The 22,252-nt window shown below is 62.0% G+C and carries 21 protein-coding genes; 14 read left to right on the top strand and 7 right to left on the bottom strand.

The annotated features are described in order from the left end of the window. Positions 1-169: 169 nt before the first annotated feature. The 3 genes from BMW90_RS23230 to BMW90_RS23220 are packed head-to-tail and all read left to right on the top strand — an operon-like array spanning position 170 to position 3,718. Positions 170-1,804 (top strand): Mu transposase C-terminal domain-containing protein, encoded by a 1,635-nt coding sequence (locus BMW90_RS23230; RefSeq protein ID WP_054540545.1) that lies wholly within the window; start codon positions 170-172, stop codon positions 1,802-1,804. 1 nt (position 1,805) lies between these two features. Beyond that, entirely contained in the window at positions 1,806-2,687 is an 882-nt protein-coding gene (locus BMW90_RS23225) for a TniB family NTP-binding protein (RefSeq protein WP_074837539.1), read from the top strand. After that, positions 2,684-3,718, top strand: a complete 1,035-nt coding sequence (locus tag BMW90_RS23220) for a TniQ family protein (protein WP_074837538.1) — start codon at positions 2,684-2,686, stop codon at positions 3,716-3,718. Before BMW90_RS23225 ends, BMW90_RS23220 begins: the two co-directional genes overlap by 4 nt. On the opposite strand, the gene scpB is transcribed toward BMW90_RS23220, so the two are convergent. Beyond that, positions 3,702-4,301, bottom strand: a complete 600-nt coding sequence (scpB, locus tag BMW90_RS23215) for an SMC-Scp complex subunit ScpB (protein WP_074837537.1) — start codon at positions 4,299-4,301, stop codon at positions 3,702-3,704. The two genes, BMW90_RS23220 and scpB, sit on opposite strands and share 17 nt — an antisense overlap. Before the next feature lie 2 nt (positions 4,302-4,303). Continuing rightward, complete coding sequence (locus BMW90_RS23210) at positions 4,304-5,194, bottom strand: DUF1403 family protein (protein WP_074837536.1); 891 nt, start codon at positions 5,192-5,194, stop codon at positions 4,304-4,306. Positions 5,195-5,418: 224 nt separating this feature from the next. Here BMW90_RS23210 and BMW90_RS23205 point away from each other — a divergent pair, with 224 nt between their 5' ends. The 3 genes from BMW90_RS23205 to BMW90_RS23195 all read left to right on the top strand — a co-directional run bounded on the left by BMW90_RS23205 (position 5,419) and on the right by BMW90_RS23195 (position 8,983). Beyond that, a complete protein-coding gene (locus BMW90_RS23205) occupies positions 5,419-6,291 on the top strand; it encodes a tyrosine-type recombinase/integrase (RefSeq protein ID WP_074837535.1) in 873 nt (290 codons plus the stop codon). Positions 6,292-6,304: 13 nt separating this feature from the next. Then, positions 6,305-7,507: an IS91 family transposase gene (locus BMW90_RS23200; RefSeq protein WP_074837534.1), complete on the top strand. Its 1,203-nt coding sequence runs from the start codon at positions 6,305-6,307 to the stop codon at positions 7,505-7,507. Positions 7,508-7,843: 336 nt separating this feature from the next. Beyond that, entirely contained in the window at positions 7,844-8,983 is a 1,140-nt protein-coding gene (locus BMW90_RS23195; RefSeq protein ID WP_054540615.1) for a tyrosine-type recombinase/integrase, read from the top strand. A gap of 3 nt (positions 8,984-8,986) precedes the next feature. Here the strand turns inward: BMW90_RS23195 and BMW90_RS26900 are convergent, their stop codons facing one another. Beyond that, positions 8,987-9,166, bottom strand: a complete 180-nt coding sequence (locus BMW90_RS26900) for a hypothetical protein (protein WP_211569021.1) — start codon at positions 9,164-9,166, stop codon at positions 8,987-8,989. Between the two features lie 112 nt (positions 9,167-9,278). Here BMW90_RS26900 and BMW90_RS27105 point away from each other — a divergent pair, with 112 nt between their 5' ends. The 4 genes from BMW90_RS27105 (at position 9,279) to repC (ending at position 13,271) form a co-directional block, all read left to right on the top strand. Further along, on the top strand, positions 9,279-9,407 hold the full coding sequence (locus BMW90_RS27105; RefSeq protein WP_409359788.1) for a hypothetical protein: 129 nt from the start codon (positions 9,279-9,281) through the stop codon (positions 9,405-9,407). A 385-nt stretch (positions 9,408-9,792) separates the two neighbouring features. Next, entirely contained in the window at positions 9,793-10,995 is a 1,203-nt protein-coding gene (repA, locus tag BMW90_RS23190) for a plasmid partitioning protein RepA (protein WP_048534232.1), read from the top strand. Beyond that, the gene (repB, locus tag BMW90_RS23185; RefSeq protein ID WP_074839759.1) at positions 10,995-11,960 is read left to right on the top strand and encodes a plasmid partitioning protein RepB; all 966 of its coding nucleotides are present in this window, start codon (positions 10,995-10,997) and stop codon (positions 11,958-11,960) included. The genes repA and repB overlap by 1 nt, the downstream gene beginning before the upstream one ends. Positions 11,961-12,191: 231 nt before the next feature. Further along, the gene (repC, locus tag BMW90_RS23180) at positions 12,192-13,271 is read left to right on the top strand and encodes a plasmid replication protein RepC (protein WP_074839757.1); all 1,080 of its coding nucleotides are present in this window, start codon (positions 12,192-12,194) and stop codon (positions 13,269-13,271) included. A 938-nt stretch (positions 13,272-14,209) separates the two neighbouring features. Here repC and BMW90_RS23170 read toward each other — a convergent pair. Genes BMW90_RS23170 through BMW90_RS23155 form a run of 4 tightly spaced genes read right to left on the bottom strand, consistent with a single transcriptional unit; the run spans position 14,210 to position 17,776 of the window. Continuing rightward, positions 14,210-15,637 (bottom strand): sulfatase family protein, encoded by a 1,428-nt coding sequence (locus BMW90_RS23170; protein ID WP_074839747.1) that lies wholly within the window; start codon positions 15,635-15,637, stop codon positions 14,210-14,212. Further along, on the bottom strand, positions 15,634-16,503 hold the full coding sequence (locus BMW90_RS23165) for a DMT family transporter (protein ID WP_083416177.1): 870 nt from the start codon (positions 16,501-16,503) through the stop codon (positions 15,634-15,636). The genes BMW90_RS23170 and BMW90_RS23165 overlap by 4 nt, the downstream gene beginning before the upstream one ends. Beyond that, positions 16,500-16,871, bottom strand: a complete 372-nt coding sequence (locus tag BMW90_RS23160) for a VOC family protein (RefSeq protein WP_074839741.1) — start codon at positions 16,869-16,871, stop codon at positions 16,500-16,502. The genes BMW90_RS23165 and BMW90_RS23160 overlap by 4 nt, the downstream gene beginning before the upstream one ends. After that, positions 16,868-17,776, bottom strand: coding sequence for a 2-dehydro-3-deoxygalactonokinase (locus tag BMW90_RS23155; protein ID WP_074839738.1), 909 nt, complete (start codon positions 17,774-17,776; stop codon positions 16,868-16,870). Before BMW90_RS23155 ends, BMW90_RS23160 begins: the two co-directional genes overlap by 4 nt. A gap of 101 nt (positions 17,777-17,877) precedes the next feature. Here BMW90_RS23155 and BMW90_RS23150 point away from each other — a divergent pair, with 101 nt between their 5' ends. Genes BMW90_RS23150 through BMW90_RS23135 form a run of 4 tightly spaced genes read left to right on the top strand, consistent with a single transcriptional unit; the run spans position 17,878 to position 22,246 of the window. Beyond that, positions 17,878-18,783 (top strand): dihydrodipicolinate synthase family protein, encoded by a 906-nt coding sequence (locus BMW90_RS23150; RefSeq protein WP_074839736.1) that lies wholly within the window; start codon positions 17,878-17,880, stop codon positions 18,781-18,783. Continuing rightward, positions 18,776-19,948, top strand: a complete 1,173-nt coding sequence (locus BMW90_RS23145; RefSeq protein ID WP_074839733.1) for a mandelate racemase/muconate lactonizing enzyme family protein — start codon at positions 18,776-18,778, stop codon at positions 19,946-19,948. The genes BMW90_RS23150 and BMW90_RS23145 overlap by 8 nt, the downstream gene beginning before the upstream one ends. 27 nt (positions 19,949-19,975) lie before the next feature. Next, entirely contained in the window at positions 19,976-21,238 is a 1,263-nt protein-coding gene (locus BMW90_RS23140; protein WP_074839729.1) for an ABC transporter substrate-binding protein, read from the top strand. Between the two features lie 60 nt (positions 21,239-21,298). Further along, positions 21,299-22,246 (top strand): carbohydrate ABC transporter permease, encoded by a 948-nt coding sequence (locus BMW90_RS23135; protein WP_244526597.1) that lies wholly within the window; start codon positions 21,299-21,301, stop codon positions 22,244-22,246. Positions 22,247-22,252 lie beyond the last annotated feature (6 nt).

Here is a 22,252-nt window from a genome sequence, read left to right as displayed (position 1 = left end):
TGTCGCAATTGCTTTGCCGTTTCATCAAAAAGTTCTTACAGGATTCCAGTAGGATGAAGCGTAATCCGACGTGGTATTTTACGTTTCGATTTCAATTTTTAGCTCGCGTTTCAACAAGCGAGAACATGGGGCAGAAGATGGGGTTTAGAAACCGTGGAGCGGCGGGTTCATGACGCTGCGCGAAAACGAAGCGTCTGACGAGGCTTGGGCCAAGGCAACGCGTATCGCGCGAGAGCTGGATCGCATTTTGGACGGGCAAGAGCCTATGCGCACCGCAGTTTCTCGGGCCGCATCCGAATTGCGTCTCTCGACGCGCCAAGTCTACAACCACCTGCGCCGATATCGTACCGAACATCGGGTGTCTTCGCTGTTGCCAAAGACAGGTGGAGCTAGGCGCGCGAGGATCAGCCCGGCTGTTGAGGAAATCATTTTGGCAACCCTTCGGGAGATGTGGCTTCAGCCCGAGCAACCGGACCTTGCGCCGATTGTCGATGAAATCCGCACCCGTTGTGACAGCGAGGGTCTTGATCCGCCTGCCTATGTCACCGTTTCCAAGCGTATCCCACGACTGTTCACGCCCGAGGAGATTGCACGACGGCGACATTCAGGAGGAAAAAACCTACGGCGCCTGAAACCCCGCCCAGGTTATATCCGGGCCAACCACGCACTCGATGTCGTCCAGATAGACCATACCCCCGCCGACATCCAGTTTGTGGAAGTCATCGATGGTCAGGGCATCTATGTTGGACGCCCCTATCTCACCATCGCAGCTGATGTTGCAACAAGCGCGATTATCGGCTTCTGCCTGACCCTTGAGCAGCCCTCACGCTTGTCGGTCGCCCTCTGTCTGGCGCAGGCGATGTGCCGCAAGGAGGACTGGCTGGCAGCGCGCGACATCAATCATTCCTGGCCGATGTTTGGCCGCCCGAAGATGGTCGTCGTGGATTCCGCCATGGAATTCAGAAGCACCAGTTTCATCCTGGGTTGTGCCGAGTACGGGATTGCAATTCAAAGCCGGAACAAGGGGACCGTCCATCGTGGCGGGGTTGTCGAACGACTTCTAGGCAAGGTGAATACGGTGCTGCGCTCCCTGCCTGGCAAGACCGGGCGTTCCATCGCGGATCGGGGTGAGTATCTGTCCGAAGACCGTGCGAGGCTCAACTTTGCAGACCTCGAACGCTGTATCGCGCTGGCGATTATCGATCACAATCTTAGCCAGAATGAACGCAAGCTGACAGTCCCGACCAATGAATGGGAACGAAAATGCCGTCAGCCGGACGGCCCGGAAGACAACCCTTTCGACGTTCTGCTCAGCTTTCTCCCGAACAAGACACGCAGGATTTCACCTCAAGGTGTCAGCCTGTTTGCCAACGACTATTTCGATCCATGGTTGGGCCCGTTGGTCGCCCGCCGTGATCGATTGGGTGCTCTCGATGTTCGTTATGATCCTCGGGACATTAGTCACATCTACATCAAGGATCCCGATACAGGAGCCTGGCGCCCTGTGGAGCGGCGGGATGGACTGCTTGAGGCGGTCACCCTCTGGCAGCACAGGGCCGAGAGAAGCCGAGCGCGCGAAACCGGCCGACGCCCGATCGAGGAGAAGACCGCGATCCGCCGCGAAATCGCGGCGACGGTAGATGCCTCGGCATCGAAGAAGCAAAGGCTGAAGGAAGTCGCACGGGCCAGGCATGCGGCTCATGCGCCGAAACCCTACCAGAGCCTCACTTCTTCCCCGACACCAATCCGCGAAACACCTGACCCTGAGCGCCCGCGCCGCGTCTTTCCGGTTGAGGATTGGTGAAATGATTGATCACCTCCTAGACTCCGCCGCATCACTTCTCGATGCTGGTGACGCGTGCCGCATCGCCCATATCCGGTCGGCCCGTTGGATCAGCCATCCGGTTGCAAGTCGCGCCCATAACGCCATGAGTCTGCTGCTTGATCGGCCAGTAACCTTGCGTCCCAGAGGGCTCTTGCTGACAGGCCCCTATCACAATGGCAAGACGATGATCGCCGAACGCTTTGCGATTGAACATTTGCGGCAGTCAGAACGTCAAAGGATCTGGGTGATCCAGACCCGAGAAGGTGCCGGACTGTCTCACTTCTATGCCAGCATTCTTGCCGGGTTGCGCGCGCCTCAGGCATCTGGTTGGCGGAGCCTGTCGCGCGCGGGCGAGCAGGTGGATCATTTGCTGGACAGCTTGAAACCCCGCCTGCTCATCTTCGATGAGTTTCACAGCGCCCTTCGAGGGCGCCGACAGGACGTGAAATCTATCTTTTCGTTCCTGCGCCGTATCGCACGTGTCCACGACATTTCGCCCGTACTGGTTGGCGAGGTTGCGGTCTATGACGCGGTACACGACACCGAGGAAATGGGATCGCGGTTCGATACGATCCCTATTCCCAGATGGGCGTATGACGAGGATTTCGCGACGCTCCTCGATAGTCTTGAAACCAGCATCCCTCTCGCCCGCGCCTCGAACCTGTCGCGACCGTCACTGGCTGAGATCATCCATGAATTGTCAGAGGGCTTGATCGGAGAGGTCGTCGATATCGTGAGCAGCGCGGCCATCAAGGCGATAAGGAACGGCGAGGAACACATTTCTGAGGCGACCATTACCTCGCTTGGTTACACGCCCCTGTCGAAACGCCGAAATGCGCCTTTGCGCCGCGAAATGATGTGAACCAGTCTGCGTCCGAGATCACGGTCACACCTGCGCGCGACTACGGCAACGAGGTGGGGCAAGGCTGGCCCGTCGTTGTTGCACCGGTACCCGGAGAGCTGCTGTCGAGCTGGTTGCATCGGCTGGCCATGGCCAATGGAATTCCACCTCAATATTTTGGGCGGGTTCTGGATGTCGCAGTTGGAGATTGGTCTGCGAAGCTTGACCGAGACCTTCCCGGGCGAATCCTCAATTTGCTGGTCGAGCGAACGCGGTTACCTACCGAGGATATTGATGGCTTGGCTTTGAACCGCGACCCGCTAGCCCGGTTGCGTTTGCGGCACAACAGTGGATCTGGAGATCCTGGCACATCGACCGCTCAGTTCAATCGCCTGCAATACTGTCCAGTGTGCCTGAAAGAGGATCTCGCACCGTACTTCCGACGCGGCTGGACTTTGGCAACGCGCGTTTCCTGCTTTCGGCATGGATGCCGCTTGCGCGACCACTGCCCTACCTGCCGTGGCGGCATCGCGCCTGTTCGACAAAACCGGCTTCTGCCGCAACATTTCTGTGTCTGGTGCGACGCAGATCTCCGAAAACCCACGCTGCCCGCCGAGTATAATGTGCATCGTCTCGAGCGGCTGCTCGACGATCTGCTTCGAATGCATGTTGCGGGACATGGACTGCACGGGAGGACCTCCCTGCCCGCCATGCTTGGGACCGTTTGCTTCACGTTCGATGGGGAACCCAAATCGATTTCACGTCTTCCAATTCGCGACCGATATCTTTTCTTCCGCCAGTTGACCGAAGGAATGATGCCCCTCCAAAAATATTCCGAGCATCCCGCAATTGAGCTCTGGACCCGCATTGCACTGGCAGCGTCCAAGCATTCCGACCTGGTGGCGTCATTGAGTGCAGAGATATTGTCACAGATAACACCGGGAACAAAGAAACGCTCCGGACATCCTGATTTGACAGCCTTACAGCGAGCCATCATCCGCCTTCATTCAAACCGTCGAACATCATTGGCAACGACTACGCCTGGGAATTGATGACACCTGCATCCTCCATCTGCTCCCGATCGGGCAGGTCCTGCAGCGACTCCAGATCGAACGCGACCAGGAACTGCTCCGTCGTCACATAGGTATAGGGTGCCCCGCGCCGCGGCGACCGTGGGCCGGTGCCGATCAGGCCACGGGCATGTAGCCGACCGATCAGATCTCGGCTGATCTCCTTGCCGAAGATGTCCTTCAGCCCGTCTCTTGTGATCGGCTGGTGGTAGGCGATGGCGGCCAGGACCGCGACATCGTATTCGCGCAGATCGAGATCCTGATCGCCGACATCCGCGGCCGTCCTGATCGCCGCCGCATAGGCCGGTCTCGTCCGCAGCATCCAGCCGCCGGCCACCTGCGCCACTTCGAAGGATCGTCCTTCGAGATCGGCGGCCAGGTCTTCGACCAACAGATCGACCGAAGCCCCCTGCCCCACCACGCGCGCGAGGTCCTCGCGCGGCACCGGCGATGCGCTGGCGAAGAGAACGGCTTCAATCCGCCGCCTCCATTCTCGCCAGCGCAATTCGGTTGGCAGATCGTCCAATTCCCGGTCGAGGTCGGTTTCGGCGTGATCTTTGACCATGCCTAGACCCCGTAAAGGCGGAACGTGTCACGCCCGGTGAGCTCTCGGGCGACCCCTAACGCCACCAGCCGGTCGCAAAAGCGGCGCGCTGCCCGGTCGGACCGCAGTGAGGTAAGCGCGGTAGGGGCGATGGCATCCCGGGCCAGAAAGTCGGCCACTGCCTTGTCAGAACCCCTGGCTCGCAGTTTCGGCGCGGCCTCTTTGAGCCGGGCTGCGCGTCGTGTCAGATCGATGGCCTGGTGCGTTGTCTCAACTGCTGCCGTCCCAATTGCCTGATGACAGATCAGCCGCAACTCCTCGCCGGTTTTTCGAAGATCACCGCGCTTGAGGCCGAGTGCCAGAAGCGGCAGGACATGGCTCCACCCGAGCGCCTGCGCCAAAGTTGCATCCGCGAGAATCAGTGCGGAGGTGAGGTCGCGGGGTCGATCTCCAAGAACGGCCTCCAGGACGGTGGCCGCTTGAGTCACCGGAGCCGCCTTCACTACTTCGAGCCAGGTTGCGATCTGTTCCGGTTCCAAAGTCGGCAGCGCCCGGTTCAATGCCTTGGCCGCCACCGGTCGTTCCACCGCGCGCCGCCAAGAAAGATAACTCTCGCCCGCTGGCCCCGGGCTGTCACCCGGCTGCAGAAACGCCAACGCGTCCCGCAAGTCTGCCGCCCTTTCCGGCCGCCCCGAATGTACCACACAAGCCTCCGCCGCGCGCAGCGCCAAACTTTCCCGCAACAAGGCTTGGGGAACGTCATCGCGCCCGACCACCAGATGCAGATGCGCCAGCGCCGCGCCCGACAAAAACGCCATATCTTCATGGGTTTCGGGGCGTGCGGAAGTGACCCAGGGCGGCATCCGAGGTAGGGTATCAGGGTCGTCAATGAAGGTCGCTCGAGCATATGCCATGCCACAACACTATCCGATGGCGGCGCTTTGTTCTACCACATACTGGGAAAACCGCCCCGCTTTGCCGTATCCGTTTATGTCCAATAAGCTTGCCTTGGACGAAACCGCTCACGCGGTATTGGCGCTCGTTACCGCCGAACTACGCCGGGTCGACTGTGGTCTTTGCGGATAGGTGTGACCGTCGTTTGATTGGGACCTTCTCAATCGAACGACAGGAGGTTCCTTTGTCCAGCGAACATGTTCCAGCCCTACGGCAACGGTTTTTAGACGACATGCGCATCAAGGGCCTGCGGCCAATCACCCAGAAGATGTATTTGCGGTCAGTGCGCGAGTTTGCCAGATTTCTGGGGCGGTCGCCCGATTTGGCCACGCCCGAGGACTTGCGCGCGTTTCAGCTCGATATGACGAACAAGGGCACCGGCGCGCCGACCTTCAACCACCGGCTGACTGCGCTCAGCTTTTTCTTTTCGGTGACCTGCGACCGGTCCGAAATGAAACGTTACCTTCGTTACCAGCGGATCGCCAAGCAGATCCCGGTCGTACTGAGCGCCGCAGAAGTCGCGCGAATTCTGGCCGCGGCGCCGGGTCCGGGCTTGAAGTATGGGGCCGCTCTCAGTGTCGCGTATGGTTGCGGATTGCGGGCGAATGAAGTCACGCATCTGAAAGTGTCCGATATCGACAGCGATCGCATGCTGATCCGCGTCGAGCAAGGCAAGGGCCGCAAGGATCGGCAGGTGATGTTGTCGCCCACCCTTCTCGAGCTTTTGCGCGCCTACTATCGGGAAACGCGTCCTGCGGGCTGGCTATTCCCCGGCCGCGACCCGGCCAACCCGATTTCAAACCGCCAGCTGAGCCGCGCGTTCCACGCCGCGTGCGACTTTGCAGATATCAAGAAAAACGTCTCGCCCCACACGTTGAGGCACTGTTTCGCCACGCACCTGCTGGAAAACGGAACAGACATCCGAGTGATCCAGGTGCTGCTTGGTCACACGACGCTGGAGACCACGACCGTCTACACAAAGGTTGCAATCAAGATGATCCGGGACGTGACGAGCCCTCTGGATCTGCTGAACCTCGAGAAAGGCGGAAGCGGCTGACGGCGGGTCCCCAATGTCCCGACCAGCACTCGAAGTCGCGGACATCTTCCGAGCCCACGGACCTGCCTGGCGTCGTGCCAATGCTGGTCACCTGAGCCAGGCGCAACTCAAGGTCATGTCGGCAATTGAAACCTGCCGGACGGCTGTTCTGGGCGGACACGTCGCGGCTTGCACCAAATGCGGACACCAGCACGTCTCCTACAATTCATGCCGCAACCGGCATTGCCCGAAATGCCAGGGGGCCACCGCCCACCACTGGATGCAGGCCCGGGTCTCCGACCTCTTGCCAGTGGAATATTTCCACGTTGTCTTCACCCTGCCCGCAACGATCGCCAAGATCGCCTTGCAGAACAAGGCGGCTGTCTACGATCTTCTGTTCAAGGCGTCTTCAAGAACGCTTCTGACGATTGCCGCCGATCCCAAGCATCTGGGCGCGACGATTGGAATGACGAGTGTGCTGCACTCCTGGGGATCGGCGCTGACGCATCACCCGCATGTGCACATCATCGTGCCTGGCGGCGGCTTGTCGCCCTGCGGCAAGCACTGGATTGCTTGCCGTCCGGGGTTCTTCCTGCCCGTGAGGGTCGTGTCCCGTCTGTTCCGGCGTTTGTTCCTGGAAGGACTGATGGCTCTTCATCGGTCCGGAAATCTGGCCTTCTCCGGGCAATTGGCGCATCTGACGAGCCCGGACATCTTCAAGACCCACCTCGCACCGCTCAGAAAGACCGCATGGGTGGTATACGCCAAACCGCCCTTCGGAGGACCCGGGGCAGTTCTCGCCTATCTCAGCCGGTACACGCACAGGGTGGCGATTCCGAATTCGCGCCTCGTCAGCGCCGATGCCGAGACGGTTGCGTTCCGATGGAAGGACTACAGGATTAGAAACCGCAATCGCCAGAAGGTCATGCGTCTCGAAACGGGGGAGTTCATTCGCCGGTTCCTGACCCACGTTCTGCCTCCGGGGTTTCACCGGATCCGCCATACCGGTTTCCTTGCCAACGGCATCCGCCGCGCAAGGCTTGAAACCATCAGATTACTGTTGGCCGCAGAGGCGCAAGACGACCAGGAAGCATCAGACGACAAGACCGGCCCTCCGGACGAACAGTCCTCGAGTCTGACGTGCCCGGAATGCGGCGGCAGCATGGTCGTCATCGATGCATTCGAGCGCGGCAAGACCCCGAAATCTCGCTCGCCACCTTGGAGAACCGCCGCATGAAACAAGGGCAGAACCTTTGTCTTGACCTGCGGCGCCCCGGCACCGCACGGGTCCGTGTGGCTCAAATTCGAAAGCACGACAAATGCTCAGGAACCGCGCGCGCAAAGGCCCTCGTTTTGCAAGAACGACAGGTGTTTCTTGTCGAACTCGGCATCCACCCCACCCCAAAATCTGCAACACAGACAGCCACCGAGCTCAGTCGTTCAGAGCAATTCCCATAGGCCCAAATTCTGCCCGCGCTTTCGTCCAAGGCAGATTTATCGCCGCTGGATAACGCGCATCCAGCGGCCACAAACCTTTTTCATTATCGGACGGAAAAATGATATGCTCGGAAACATGAGCAGTATCACGAATAGCGGCACCAAAATCGAGGATTCTGACGCGTCTGACGCAGAGATTTCGAGCTCAGCACCCCATACCGCGCCGAACAGTGACGAGCGCGACGAGAGAACCTCTCGGGACGGAGCCTCAATCGCTCTGCCCGCCCATGTGGCCGGCTCCGGCGCGCTCGACCGGCTGATCGATACCGCCCGGGACTATGCCGAGGCCTCGACGGCTGGGAACACGAACAAGGCCTACGCCGCCGACTGGAAACACTTCACCCGCTGGTGCCGGTTGAAAGGCACGGAGCCTCTGCCCCCCTCGCCGGAGATGGTTGGACTTTATCTGGCTGATCTGGCCGCCGCGACCGGGAAGGCCCCTGCTCTCTCGGTCTCCACCATTGAGCGGCGCCTCTCCGGCATCGCTTGGAATTACAGGCAGCGAGGGTTCACTCTTGATCGCAAGGACCGCCATGTCGCCACCGTTCTGGCCGGGATTAGGCGCAAACACGCGCGTCCGCCGGTTCAGAAGGAAGCGATCCTGCCCGAGGACATCCAGGCCATGGTGGGCACCCTTCCCTATGATCTCCGCGGGCTTCGAGACCGGGCGATCTTACTTCTGGGCTATGCTGGAGGTCTCCGTCGCTCCGAGATCGTGAGCCTTGACGTGCACAAGGATGATACACCGGGCTCCGGCGGTTGGATCGAGATTTTCGAAGATGGCGCTCTGCTGACACTGAACGCCAAGACCGGGTGGCGCGAGGTCGAGGTTGGGCGCGGCTCAAGCGACCAGACCTGTCCTGTCCACGCACTTGAGCAATGGCTACACTTTGCGAAGATCGACTTTGGGCCGGTCTTCGTGCGCACCTCGCGGGACGGCAAACGTGCCCTCGAGGCCCGCCTCTCCGACAAGCACGTCGCTCGGCTGATCAAGGCAACCGTTCTGAAGAGCGGCGTCAGATCCGATCTGCCGGAAGCCAAAAGGCTGGCAATGTTCTCTGGACATTCCTTGCGCGCCGGGCTCGCCTCGTCGGCAGAGGTTGATGAGCGCTATGTTCAAAAGCACCTGGGACATGCGTCGGCCGAGATGACCCGGCGTTACCAGCGCAGGCGCGACAGGTTCAGGGTGAACCTGACCAAAGCCGCAGGGCTGTGAAGCTCAGGAATCTTGACGCGTTGGTGAAGCGCTAAGATGAAATTCCAGCGCTTCAGTTTCAGCTTTCTGCTTCAATTGAAATCGGGAATTAAACGCGACATCTTCTGAAGTCTCCTCATCCTCTTCGGTGGTGGTGAGAGGATCGTCGGAAAGGTCATTAAAGGTAGATTCTTGCGGTTTCATATGTGCAAAATACGTGACTTTTGCACATTACCCAAGCGGTTCTGCGTCCATGCCCCCTGCCCCGGGATCAACACGGGATGCAAAGCCCCCGCTACGCGCCGTGAAAGCCTGTGTGCGTGACGATCGCCTGCCCGCCAATGTCGCCGCGATCAAGGACGCGGACGCGGGCATTCCGTTGCAGGCAATCTGCGGCCGGCCGGAGGCGAGGCACGAATTCACGCTGCATTGCCACACCCGTTGACAGTCGTCCTCGGTCGGAATGTTGCTGGCGCGGGCCAAGCGCCTTGGGCCTATCTGAGCGGGCCCCAGATTGCCGTCATGCGTTTCGTAAGTGCCACGATTCGCAGACAAAGCTTGCCGTGTCCCCCGGGGGCAGGCAAAGGCAACACGGCAACTTATTCGCGAACAGCCCCTTCTCGCAGAGGTTATCATTATTTTCCAAATACTTACGCCATACCACCATACTGCACCCCCAACCGCTATCGGAATTCCGCCATCCACCAGCTTAAAAAAATTGTTGTCTGGGGATAAGTTGCGTGCGATGAGTGCTCTAGTCGCAAGAACGCGAAAATCACGCACTTTAGCGACGAAACATAATCGACCCACCAAGAGGTCACGAGGGCAGCATGAACAGCAAGGCGGATTTCCCCGGCACAAAGTCTATTGCAGGATCCATTTCCACGGATGCGGCGCGACTTTCGGAAGCCCTGAACCACCATATGCGCAACAGCTTTCAACCGGAAAGCAGAAAGACCCTGCGCAAATTCCACCCTGCCGAAGTTTCCGAGTTGACAGGCATCAGTATGTCGAACCTCCGAACGCGCCACCAGGAGGGTGACTTTCCCGACGTCGAGACGGATTCCCGAGGCCGACGCCTCTATACTGCGGAAGAAATCGACCAGATCCGCAAGGTGATGGCAAAAACCGGTCGCAACGGCGACGCCTACTTGCCAGGTCGGCGGGACGGTGACGCGCTTCAGATCCTCTCCATCGTGAATTTCAAGGGCGGGTCCAGCAAGACGACAACCGCGATCCACCTGGCCCAGCGATACGCCCTCAGGGGCTATCGCGTGCTGGCCGTGGACATGGACCCCCAGGCCAGTCTGACGACGATGTTCGGCTATCGCCCGGAAATCGAGTTTGCCGAGAGCGGAACCATATACGATGCGCTGAAGTACGAAGACCCTGTGCCGTTGAGCCAGGTGGTGCGCAAGACTTACTTTCACAACCTCGACCTGGCACCTGCCGGGCTGTTGCTGTCCGAGTATGAAACCGAAACCGCCTATGCACTTCAGCACAAGGTCGACCCGCCCTTTACGCAAAGACTGGCCATCGCACTCGATGAAATCGAAGCCAATTACGATCTGGTGATTATCGATTGTCCGCCTCAGCTGGGCTTCACGACAATGACTGCCTTGCTGGCGTCCACAGGTCTCTTGATCACCGTCGTACCCAGCATGCTCGATGTTGCTTCGATGGCGCAATTCCTTGAGATGGCCGGAGAGACTGTTCGCACCCTTGAGGAAGCGACGGGGCCGATCGACTGGTCGTTCCTCAAATACCTCGTTGCGAGGTTCGAGCCGACCGACGTGCCGCAATCGCAGATGGCGGGTTTCCTCAGGTCCATTCTGCTCGACCAGGTGCTTGCCACGCCGATGCTGAAATCCACCGCGATTTCCGACGCCGGGATGACGCAGCAGACAATCTATGAGCTGGAACCGAGCCAGGTGGTCAAGAAGACCCTGGACAGGATCATGGAAAGTGTGAACGGCGTCGCGGACGAATTCGAGAAAACAATCCAACAATCCTGGGGGAGGACCGTCGACTGATGGCACGTAGAAACCTGTTCCAGCCCCCGCCCCCGCCGGATGCCGCCGCTGCTGTTTCCTCCGAGGATTCGAAGCCCCGCTTCCCGAACACGGGCGCGATGAGCGGCGTAAAATCGACGCTCAAGGATCTCTCCAGCAATGCGGTCCGGGAAATTCCCGTCGACCTGATCGAGGAAGACGGGCCAAAGGACCGCCTTGCCTTTTCCGACGCCGACGTGGTCACGCTTGCGGCAAGCATCAAGGAACACGGCCAGCAGGTGCCGATCATGGTGCGTCCGCTTGCGGAAAAGCCCGGGCGCTACAAGATCGTTTACGGTCGTCGCCGGTTGCGGGCACTGCAATCGATCGGACTGGCGGCCAGAGCCCTGGTGCGCACGCTTTCCGACGAAGAGGCGATCCTGGCGCAAGGCCAGGAAAACTCACATCGGCTGGACCCGAGTTTTATCGAAAAGGCTCTTTTCGCGGCACAGCTCAGCGACACGGGCTATGAACAGCCCGTGATCCTCGACGCCCTGGCCATCGACAAACCGATGCTGTCGCGCATGACCAAGGTGGCGCGATCGATCCCCGAACCGGTGATCGAGATGATCGGCTCGGCGCATGGTGTCGGTCGCCGCCGGTGGGAAGACCTCGCCGACAAGGTGAAGGGCAGCAATTCTGACCTTATTCAAGTGGCCTCGGACTTGGCACTCGACAAGATCCCTGCCTCGGACGACCGCTTTGCGCGTGTCAGCGACGCTGTATCCAATAGCGCCAAGGCCGCCAAAGCCACAAAACCCGCGGCACAAAAGGTCATGGCGAACGACGGCAAAACATTGGCTGAGATCAAGGACAGCCCACGCGCACTGACCGTGAAGATGTCCAAGGTCGACGCCCCGGAATTCACTCAATGGATGCGGGACAATGCCGAAATTGAGCTGAAGCGTCTCTATGAGGCGTGGAAGTCGGACAGGCAATCCGACTGATACACAGGCGAGCAGAGCAACAAAAACCACAAGGAGCACGACACACAGCCAAAAAAAGAAAGAGCCCCCAAGGTCACCCCTGGAGAGCCCAATCTGTTCTTAGCACCCTCAGATTTACCAGCTTCTCCGTAACAGTCAACAACAACCGATTCGGTTGAACGGTTTTTTGTTGCCTTTTCTCAAGAAAACGGGGGGCTGGGCCCTTTCCCGACCGGTTGTCGTGAAAAATTCATGGCATTTACGCAAGCATCCGCCTCCGTAGGAGAGCGGAACCGGGAACTGTTGTCCGCGGACAACGCCCGCCCCGAACGGCACATCGTCATCGACACACTGCGCCAGGCAGCCCATTTGATGGGGCTGAAAGCGTCAGTCATTGCGACGCTCGACGCGATGCTGTCATGTCTTCCCCCGAAGCGGCGCCACAACACCGTTTTCGCATCGAATGCCACGCTTGCCTTCCGCCGAAACGGTATCTCTGACCGGACCATTCGGCGCCATGCCGCCATCCTTCAGGAGTGCGGCCTTCTCGTCCGGCGGGACAGTTCCAACCGGAAACGGTTCTGCCGCCAGAACAGGACGGAGGGAACCGCACTTCGGTTCGGGTTCGACCTGTCGCCGTTGTTCCAGCGCTTTCGCGAGCTTGTTGACCTTGCTGCCGAGGCCGTTCGCAAGAACGATCAGATCGCCTATCTCAAAACCAAGATACGCGCCGCCGCAAATGAAATCCTACGAACCGATCCCGACAACAGTGATGCCACAATGGCTATCCGCGCCCTTCGTAGAAATCTTTCACTGGAGGACTGCCAAAACCTGTTGGCCAGCCTCGACATCGAAGCCAGGGACATCGAACAACCGTACGAATGCACCGACGCCAGAGAAGAAAAAATGTCCGACAGCCACGGCCAAATTGTCCGGCACCATCATAACTCAAGTAAAGAAAATATTGATATTAAAGACCCGAGCCAATCCAAAATGCCTCCATCACGGTCCGAAGCGCCAAAGATCACCATTCAGGAAATCCTGAGCGCCTGCCCCGAAGCTGCGCAATTTTCACTGTCGCCAGTGAAGACCATGTCCGACGTGGTTTCCCATGCCCGAACTCTTGCCCCAATGCTCGGGATCGATTCACGAAACTACCAAGATGCACAGGAGCGACTGGGCATAGAAGGCGCGGCACTGACTGTCTGGGCCGTCATGCAATTCCATGAGAAAATCCAGAAGGTCGGCGCCTACTTTCGCTCGATAACGTCAGGAAAGAACAGCGCTGGCTTTGTCCCGGAACAACTTGTGCGTCGATTGTCTCGGACATGACCTGGGCAATCTTGCGCCATCGACCCCGCCGGTTTCTCTCGGGTTTTCGCAATGATTGCGCGATGGAGCCCAACCGTTGTCCGCGGACAATTTTGTCCGAAGTCACGGGCCGTCCGCTCCATGACCAGCTCATTGACGCCAATCCGCAAAACGAGGCTCTGGGCTGGGGCATTGCAGCACGCAACGCGGCTCAGAGTTCAGGTCGCTGAATGTCACGCTCTCGATCCGCTTATCGTGCTTGCGACGCTCCGGTTGGTTGAGCCGTTCCAAGACTTGTCGCGCTGGCCCCTACCCTTCCCAATCTTGCCGCTGAGGATGCGGCGACGCTGGAGCGGCTTGGGTTGTATTGCCAAACCGGCGGGCAATGGTGCGGGAATGCATGCGCTTTCCCCGATCAAGCCCGTAAGAACCCGCTTGCCGGCCTTGGCGCGGCGGTGCCTCTGGAACAGGATGCCGAGGACATTCCCCTCGACATCGCCAGCGCTCGAGAGCTGTTCCCCGTTTATCGCGGTGACGACCTCCTCGACACGCCAATTGTCCGCGAACCGGCGGTCGGCCCAGACAGTATCGACAAAGTTTTCTCCGAGAAACCGAAAGCCTTTTGCGCCCACCAGCACCTTGGCTGGGGCGGCATGGGGGGCGCTTGCCGGGCCAGGACAATTGCATTTCGAAGGTAGTTTCCATGGCCGGCTGAGCCGGCAGGCAGCACGACAGCCCACCATCTGTCACTTCAGAGTTATCGGACGTAGCTGGAGCAGGTAGATAGGGGCGGTTATGTGGCAAATACCAGCCAGAAAGCGCCCCCGCCCGGCGGCCGTCGATCCCGGTATCAGCCGGACTCAACCCAAGCGCCAAGTACTGAAATTCTAGCGCAACCTGCCGCCGCGGTCATCACCTGACATCATGAAATCCGCAATATCGCGAGAAATTTGTTCCCGTCATCCGGCGGGCGCAGGGTAGGGGCGGTGCCAGAACCGGTCGTGAAAGGCGCCTTCGGGTGGCGATTTGGCCGCTGCCACCGTCTTGTCCGCATGGCCGGCGGTCATCCCGCGCAACATTTCGGCGGTGAGCAGGGCGTCGAGCCGGGCGCGGATGTCGGGGCGCGCCGCGATCAGGTTCTCCTGCTCGCCGGGATCGGCGCCCAGGTCAAACAGCGCTTCGCTTCCGGCGTGATAGCGGGCCAGTTTCCAGCGTCCCTGCCGCAGCATCACACCGCGCGAGGTGACGCCAAAGATCGCGCGGTCGGGCGTCGCGGTGCCAAGCACAGCGCCGCGCGATTGCGGGGCCGGCGGCAGACCCGCCCAGGTCAGGAAACTCGGGAAGAGATCGACCAGCGTCACCGGCGCGGTTTCGACCTTCGCCTCGGGCTGGCGGAAATCGGCCACGATCAGCGGCACGCGGATTGAAGGCTCGTGAAAGAAGCCTTTGCCCATCAGGCCGAAATCCCCGAGGTAATCGCCGTGGTCAGAGGAGAAGACGACAATGGTATTGTCGAGCTTGCCGGTCTCTCGCAGGGCCTCGATCAGCAGCGCCACATCCTCATCCAGCCGTTCGACCGACACGGCGTAATGGTGGCGGATGGTGCGGATCTGCGCCTCGGTCAGTTCGGAATAATCCAGTTCGGCCCAGTCGCGGCGATAGCCGGCCACCAGTTCGGGCAACAGGACCGCGCTTTCCTCAGTGCGGGGCAGGGCGGGCGGCAGGCCGGCGGGATCAACCCGGTCCAGCGCCGTGGCGGGCGGGTCATAGGGGCAATGCGGACCGGGAAAGCCTACCATCATGGCAAAGGGCTGGTCGCCGGTCATGCCGCGCAGATGCGCGGCCGCGCGTCGGGCCACCCAGCGGTCGGGTTGCAGATGATCGGGCAGGGGGTTGATCGCCGCGCCCTTGGTCTCGACATAGCCGGCCATCTGATGGCCGTGCAGCTTGCCATGGCCCTCGGCGGTCAGCGCGTGGTGGTAATCGTCGCGCACATGGATATGGCGCTTGTCCTCGGAAATCACCCGGTGCTGAAACCCCTCGGCGCGGTCCCAGGGATAGAAATGCATCTTGCCGATGGCGGCGGTGTGATAGCCGGCCCCGGCCAGCAACTCGGGCCAGGTGGCAATGCCCATGGCGCGGCGGTCGGGGCGCAGCCAGCAGAGATTGTGCAGGATGCCGGTCTCATGCGCCGGCTGGCCGGTCAGCATCGAGGCGCGCGCCGGCACACAGATCGGCGCCGGCGAGATTGCGGTTTCATACCGGGTGCCGGCGGCAGCCAGACTGTCGAGCGCCGGGGTGCGCAGGAAACCGGCGCCATAGCAGCCCAGGAAGTCGTGGCGGAGCTGATCGGGCAGCAAAAAGAGGATGTTGGGTTTGCGGGTCATGGCAGGTCCTTGTGAAACGTCGGGCGGCCGGCGCGGATCTGCACCGCCCCGGCCAGCAGGATGAGGCCGATGCCGGTCCAGCCGGCGAGATCGGGCAGGTAGCCCCAGAGCAGGGCGTCGAACCCCAGCGACCAGAGCACGCTGGAATAGCGCAGCGGGGCGATCTGGCTGAGTGCGGTGCGCCGCAGGGCAGCGATGATCAATACATTGGCGCCGATGAACCCGGCCGCCGCGGCCGCGATCAGGCTGAGGTCCCGCGCCGGCGGCATCACCCACCCGGCCTGTCCCGGCAGGAGCGCGGCCAGGCTTCCGGCCAGCGCCAGCGAGACCAGCGCGATGCGAATTGTATCGGTCCTGGGTGGCAGCAGCCGGGTAACGATATCGCGCAGCGCATAGGCCAAGGTCGAAATCAGGGCCAGCCCGATGCCCAGCGGCGAAAACGCCAGGCCGGGTTGCAGGATCAGCAGCGTTCCGGCGCAGGCCAGGGCAAGCGCCAGCCAGTTGAGCGCGCGCAACCGCTCTTTCAGCAGAACGCCCGAAAGGATCACCGAGACAATCGGCAGGGTGGCGTGGATCGCGGCAAGCAGCGCCAGCGGAATCTCGAAGATCGCCAGCGAAAAGCACAGTGCCGCCACCGCGTCGAGCACGGCCCGCAGCCCGCCGCGCGGGCCGATCAGCCGCGCTTCGCCGCGTCGCCGCGCCAGCACCACCAGCGCCAGCACCGCAAAGGCCATGGCCGAGCGCAGCGCGATGGCCTCGCCCGGCGGCGTGGCGCCGATCGCCTTGAGCACCACGCCCGAGGCGACGCCGCTGAACAGCGCCACCAGGGCCAGCAATTGGCCCGAGGCTGTGGGGCCCGGTTTCATGCGCGCGGGCAGGGGGCGGTAAGCTCGACCCGGTTGCCGGCGGGATCGGCAAAGAAGGTCCAGATCACGCCCGAGGCGCCCTGACGCGGCGGATGCAGTGGCGCAATGCCCTGGGCGGCAAGGTGCTCGAGCATTGGGGCGATCTCGGCGGTGTGCAGGCCGAAATGGCCCGGCGCGACTCCCTCGGTATCGGCCAAAAGCTCGATAAAGCCGCCGGCCCGGTGCATCTGGAGCAGCGCGATCCGGCCGGCGGCGTCATGGCGGGTGAACCCCCAGACAAAGCCGAACGCCTGGTAAAAGCCGGCGCTGGCTTCGGGATCGGGCGCGGCGAGGGCGACATGATTGAGGGCGACGGCGGGCGTGCTCATGCGGCCACCCGTCTCGGCCAGAGATCCTGCGCCACCCGGGTCAGCCCGGCGAGGCTGGCGGCATCGGCGTCCACCGGCAGATGGACACGGCCGAAATGATCGAGCGCGCGGGCATAGCGGTCGGCCAGCACACCGCTGGCCAGAAGCAGAACCGGGCTGTCATCGGCGGGTTGGGCGGCGCATTCCGCCCCGATCAGCACGCCCGAGAGAAAGGCCGCAACCTCGGTGCCGGGCATCTGCCCGGTCAGCACCGAGGCGCGACCGGCAAAGACCGCATGTGAGAGCGGCAGCGCCGCGCCACGGTCGAGCCCGCGCCCAAAAGCCGCCTCCTGCATCTCGTCGCCCTCGGCCAGCGCGCCGACAAGGCTGGAGTTCAACAAGAGCTGGAACAGCTCGCCGGTGACAAAGGTCTGAAATCCGCTCAGCGTGCCGGCCGCGAGCCGGGCCCATTTGCTGTGGGTGCCGGGGATGCAGATGACCGCCTCGTCGCGCCCAGTAAGTATGGCGGCACCGAGGATCTGCACCTCTTCGCCGCGCATGACGTCGCCGCCGGTGTCGGTCTTCATGCAGGCGCCGGGCAGAATCACCACCGGATGCGCCCCGATGTGAAACCGGCCGGCATTGGCGGCAAGATCGGCAAACCGCACCGGGCAGGCGGCATAAGGCGCCTCCTGCCAGCCGCCGCGCGCGCCCACCATGCCCTGCGTCAGCACCGGCAGGGTCGGATCGGCCTCGAGCCAGTCGCCGCAATGGCGGCGGATCACCGCCTCGAAATCCCTGTCTTTCACGGACTTGAGCCCGTCCGGCCCGCTGCGCGCGGCGATCACCTCGCCGGCTGTGCTGACGGCCCAAGCGCGAAAGGACGAACTGCCCCAATCGACCGCGATGAAGGATGGCTGCGCCATGGTGAATGCTCCTCGTGCTGCAAAAACGCATTGACAGGTTACGATGGGCCTCGGTAAGTTTCAACTATGAAACGGCAATTGCAAATAGTGAGACTCACAAGATGAAAGCTGCGCTGAAGGGTGTCCTGCCCATCGTCCCGACCCCCTTTGCCAAAAGCGGCGAGGTCGACGAGGTCTCGCTCAGGAAAGTCGCGGCTCATGCGATCGAGGCGGGCGCGGCGGCACTGGTCTTTCCCGGCGTCGCCAGCGAAGATCTTTACCTCAGCGCCGAAGAGCGCCGCCGCGCGCTGGGCCTCGTGGCCGATGTGGCCCGGGGCCGGCTGCCGGTCATCGCCGGTGTCAATTCTTCCGATCCGGCCGAGATGGTCGAGATCACCCGCATGGCGGTCGAGGCCGGCGCCGATGGCATCATGGCGATGGCCGTACCCGGCATGGAGGGCGATTGCGGCACATGGTTCGGCCGCATTGCCGCCGCGCTTGGCGAGGGCCGGCCGATCATCCTGCAAAACCTGTTCAAGCCGCGCGGCGCCGATCTGAGTGCCGACGAGATGCTGGCGCTGGCCGCCGAGGTGCCGGCCATTCGCTACGTCAAGGAAGAAGGCATCCCCTCGGGACCCAAGGTTTCGCGGCTGGTCGCCGGGTGCGGCCCGGATCTCGACGGGGTGATCGGCGGCGGCGGCGCGCGCTACCTGCTGGAAGAGCTCGACCGGGGGGCGATGGCCACCATGCCGGCGATCGAACTGCTCGATCTGCATGTCGCGCTCTACCGCGCCTATGCGGCGCATGACCGGGCCGAGGCGCTGCGCCTTTACGAACGCAGCCTGCCGCTCTTGCTGATCCAGGCACCGTACCGGATGCGGCTGACCAAGCTGATCCTCAAGCATCGCGGCCTGATCGAATGCGACGACGTGCGCGAACCGCTGCCCGAAATGGATGGCGAGCTGACAGAACTGGTGCTGGAGCTTTATGAACGCGCCAGCCTGACGCGGGAGCTGGCCGATGCATAAGCAGATCGAACGCATCGACGTCTTTGTCTTCGAGCGCGACCGCAAGGCGGCCTATCTCGGCGATCTGGGAGACGGCGAATTTGCCCTCGGCGACAGCCACATCGTGCGGCGCTTCAATGGCACGGTCTATCCGCGCTTCGACCGTTCGGTGGTGGTGCGGCTGACCGATGCCGATGGCGCCATCGGCTGGGGCGAGACCTATGGGCTGGTGGCGCCCAAGGCGGTGGCGGCACTGATCGAGGATCTGCTCGGCCCCTATCTGATGATGCTGGATCCGGCTCGCCCGGATGCCACCTGGGATGCGCTCTACGAATTGCAGCGGGTGCGGGGCTATTGGGGCGGCTATCTGGCCGACACGCTGGCGGCGCTGGATATCGCGCTCTGGGATCTCTATGCGCGCAGCCGGGGAGAGAGCCTGCAAGCGGCGCTTGGCCGGCCCGGCGCCGGCGAACTTCCGGCCTATGTCTCGGGGCTGCCGGAGGCGACCAGGGCGGCGCGGCTGGAACTGGCGCAGAGCTGGCAGGCGCGCGGCTTCGACAAGGTGAAAATCCCGGTGAGCCACAGCGACGATGGCGACATCGCCGGCGAATTCGACAGCCTGCGCAGCGGGCTGGGCGCCGATCAGAAGATCGCGGTCGATGTGCATTGGACCTGCACCGCAGATCAGGCCATCGCCATGGCAGAGAGCTTGCGCCCCTTCGATCCCTGGTTCTTCGAGGCGCCGGTCGCCTCCGAGGACATCGCGGCGCAGCATGCGGTGGGCAAGTCCATCGCCTGCCCGCTGGCGCTTGGCGAGGAATGGCGCAGCGAATGGGATTATCGTCCGCGCGCCGGCGCCGCAGCGATCGTGCAGCCCGAGATGGGCCACACCGGCGTGACCCAGTTTGCCCGCATCGCCGCGCGCGCACGCAAGGACGGCGCGCAGGTCATTCCGCATGCCACCATCGGGCTGGGGCTCTTTGCCAATGCCAGCCTGCGCGCCGGTCTGGCCACCGGCGCCGAGGCGCATGAGTTCCAGCACACCATCTATCCGGCGAATGCCGCTCTGCTCGACGGCGCGGCAGATTGCGAAAACGGGGCGTTCAGAATCCCGGACAGCGCCGGCCACGGCACCATCCCCAACGCGGCGGGGATGGCGCATCTGAAACCCCTACTGAGCCTTTAGAACAGACCAACGAGGAGGAGACCCGTTATGACAACCCTGAGAAAAACCGCCATCGGCGCGCTGCTGGCCGCCAGCACCATGCTGACCGCGCTGCCCGCCAGCGCCGAAACGCTGACCTTTGTCAGCTGGATGAAGGACGAGCCGGGATATGGCGACTGGTGGAATGAGATCATTGCCGAGTTCGAAGAGACCCATCCCGGCACCACCATCAACATGAGCCGCGTGTCGCGGGCGGAATATGCCGACACGATGTTCACCATGTTCGCCGGTGGCAACCCGCCCGACATCGTGCATCTTGCCGCCTTCGAATTTCAGCCTTTCGCCAACGAGGGCTGGATGGAGCCGCTGGACGCGCGCATTGCCGAGGAAGGCATCGACCTGAGCAATTGGGCCGGGCAGACGACCTGCGAATGGGAAGGCGAAACGGTCTGCATCATGCTGCTCTACACCGGTTTCGTGCTGGCCTATAACGAAAAGATCTTTGCCGATGCCGGCATTCCGGTGCCGACCGACTGGGACAGTTATCTGCATGCCGCACGCGAACTGCGCCAGGACACCGATGGCGACGGCATCCTCGATCAATACGGCATCGCGCTGCCGTTCGACGATCCGGCCAGCGTCATGCAGGAGGCGCAGAACTTCGTGCTCGACACCGGCGGCGCCTGGACCCTGGACGGCGAGCCCGCCTTCGACCGGCCCGAGGTGGTCGAGGGGCTGGCGCGCTACAAGCAGCTCTTTACCGAAAACCTGACGCCGAAAGAGCTGTCTTCGGCCGATGTCCGGCAATTGCTGCTGGAAGGGCGGCTGGCGATGACGGTGGATGGCGGCTGGATCAACAACACCTTCCGCAGTGCCGCGCCCGAGGTGCAGCAGCACCTGAAGATCACGCAGTCGCCGTTCTCGCCGCCGTTGGGGGGCACTTCGAACGTGCTGGGCATGCCGTCGGATATCTCGGAAGAGAAAAAGGAGCTGGTGTGGGATTTCATCGCCCTGACCGCATCCGAGAAATACCAGCAGCGATTTGCCGAATGGGCCAAGACGCCGGCACCGCGCCCGGGCCTCGATTACTCCGAGCTGATGGCCGAAAACCCGTCTTTCGAGGTGCTGGCCAAGGCGGCCGCGGATGCGGCGGCAGCCAATGTCGACCGTTTGCCCAAGGGCCTGGAGCTCGAGAACAACGAGGTCGTCAAGGTGTTCTACAAGGTTGCCCAGCAGATGATCTTGCAGGATCTTGATCCGGCCGAGGCCGCCAAGCGCCTGCAAGAGCAGGTCTCGCGCATCAAGGACTGACCTTTCAGCCAACTGGCCGGCGCCCCGCCCGGGGCCCGGCCGCACAAGGGCAAGACATTCATGACCGACACAACCACACATCATCGCGGCAGAACCGGAGGCTGGATGATCCCGACCATCGATTTCAGCGCCCCGCGCCACCGCGCCAAGTTCGGCTATCTACTGCTGGCGCCTGCCGTGCTGTTGATGGCCGTGATCATCGTCTATCCGATCCTGCTGTCCGTCAGCATCAGCATGCAGGATGTGCGCATCGCGCGCATCGGCGACAGCGGCGAACCCTGGACGTTGGAGAATTATCAATGGCTGTTCGGCTCGGGCGAAACCTGGCACGCGCTCTGGGTCACGTTCAAGCTTGTGGCCGTGGTGGGCGGTCTCTCGGTCATCATCGGCTTTGCTACGGCGATGCTGGTGAACCAGAAGTTCCGCGGCCGGGCGGCGGCGCGCCTCTTTGTGGCGCTGCCCTGGGCGGTGCCCGAGGTGGTGGCCACGGTGATCTGGGCCTGGATGCTGGACAGCTCTTTCGGCCTGGTGAACTGGGTCCTGCTGACCTCGGGCCTGGTGAGCGAGCCGATCGCCTTCGGCTCGAACCCGACCGCCGCCTTTGCCGCCGTCTGTTTCGTGATGATCTGGAAAGGCTATCCGTTGATGTCGATCATGCTTCTGGCCGGCCTGCAATCGATCCCGGAAGAGCAATACCAGGCGGCCAAGGTCGATGGCGCCGGAGTCTGGCAACGGTTCTGGTACATCACCTTGCCGAACATGCTGCCGGTGGTCGGTGTCACCATGGTGATGACCACGCTCTGGGTGTTCCGCGACTTTGCCATCATCCACGTGCTGACCCAGGGCGGTCCGCTGGGCGCGACGACGACCCTGTCGATCCTGACCTTCGAACAGAGCTTTGAATTCTTCCGCATGGGGCAGGGGGCCGCCGTCGGCGTGCTGACCATGGTGCTCTGCGCAATCATCAGCCGGGCGCTTGTCGGGCGCATGGCGAAATCGGTGCACTGAGGGGGA

The sequence above is a fragment of the Marinovum algicola genome (assembly GCF_900109145.1).
Lineage (GTDB): Bacteria > Pseudomonadota > Alphaproteobacteria > Rhodobacterales > Rhodobacteraceae > Marinovum > Marinovum algicola.
This window is presented reverse-complemented; position numbering and strand designations above follow the sequence as displayed.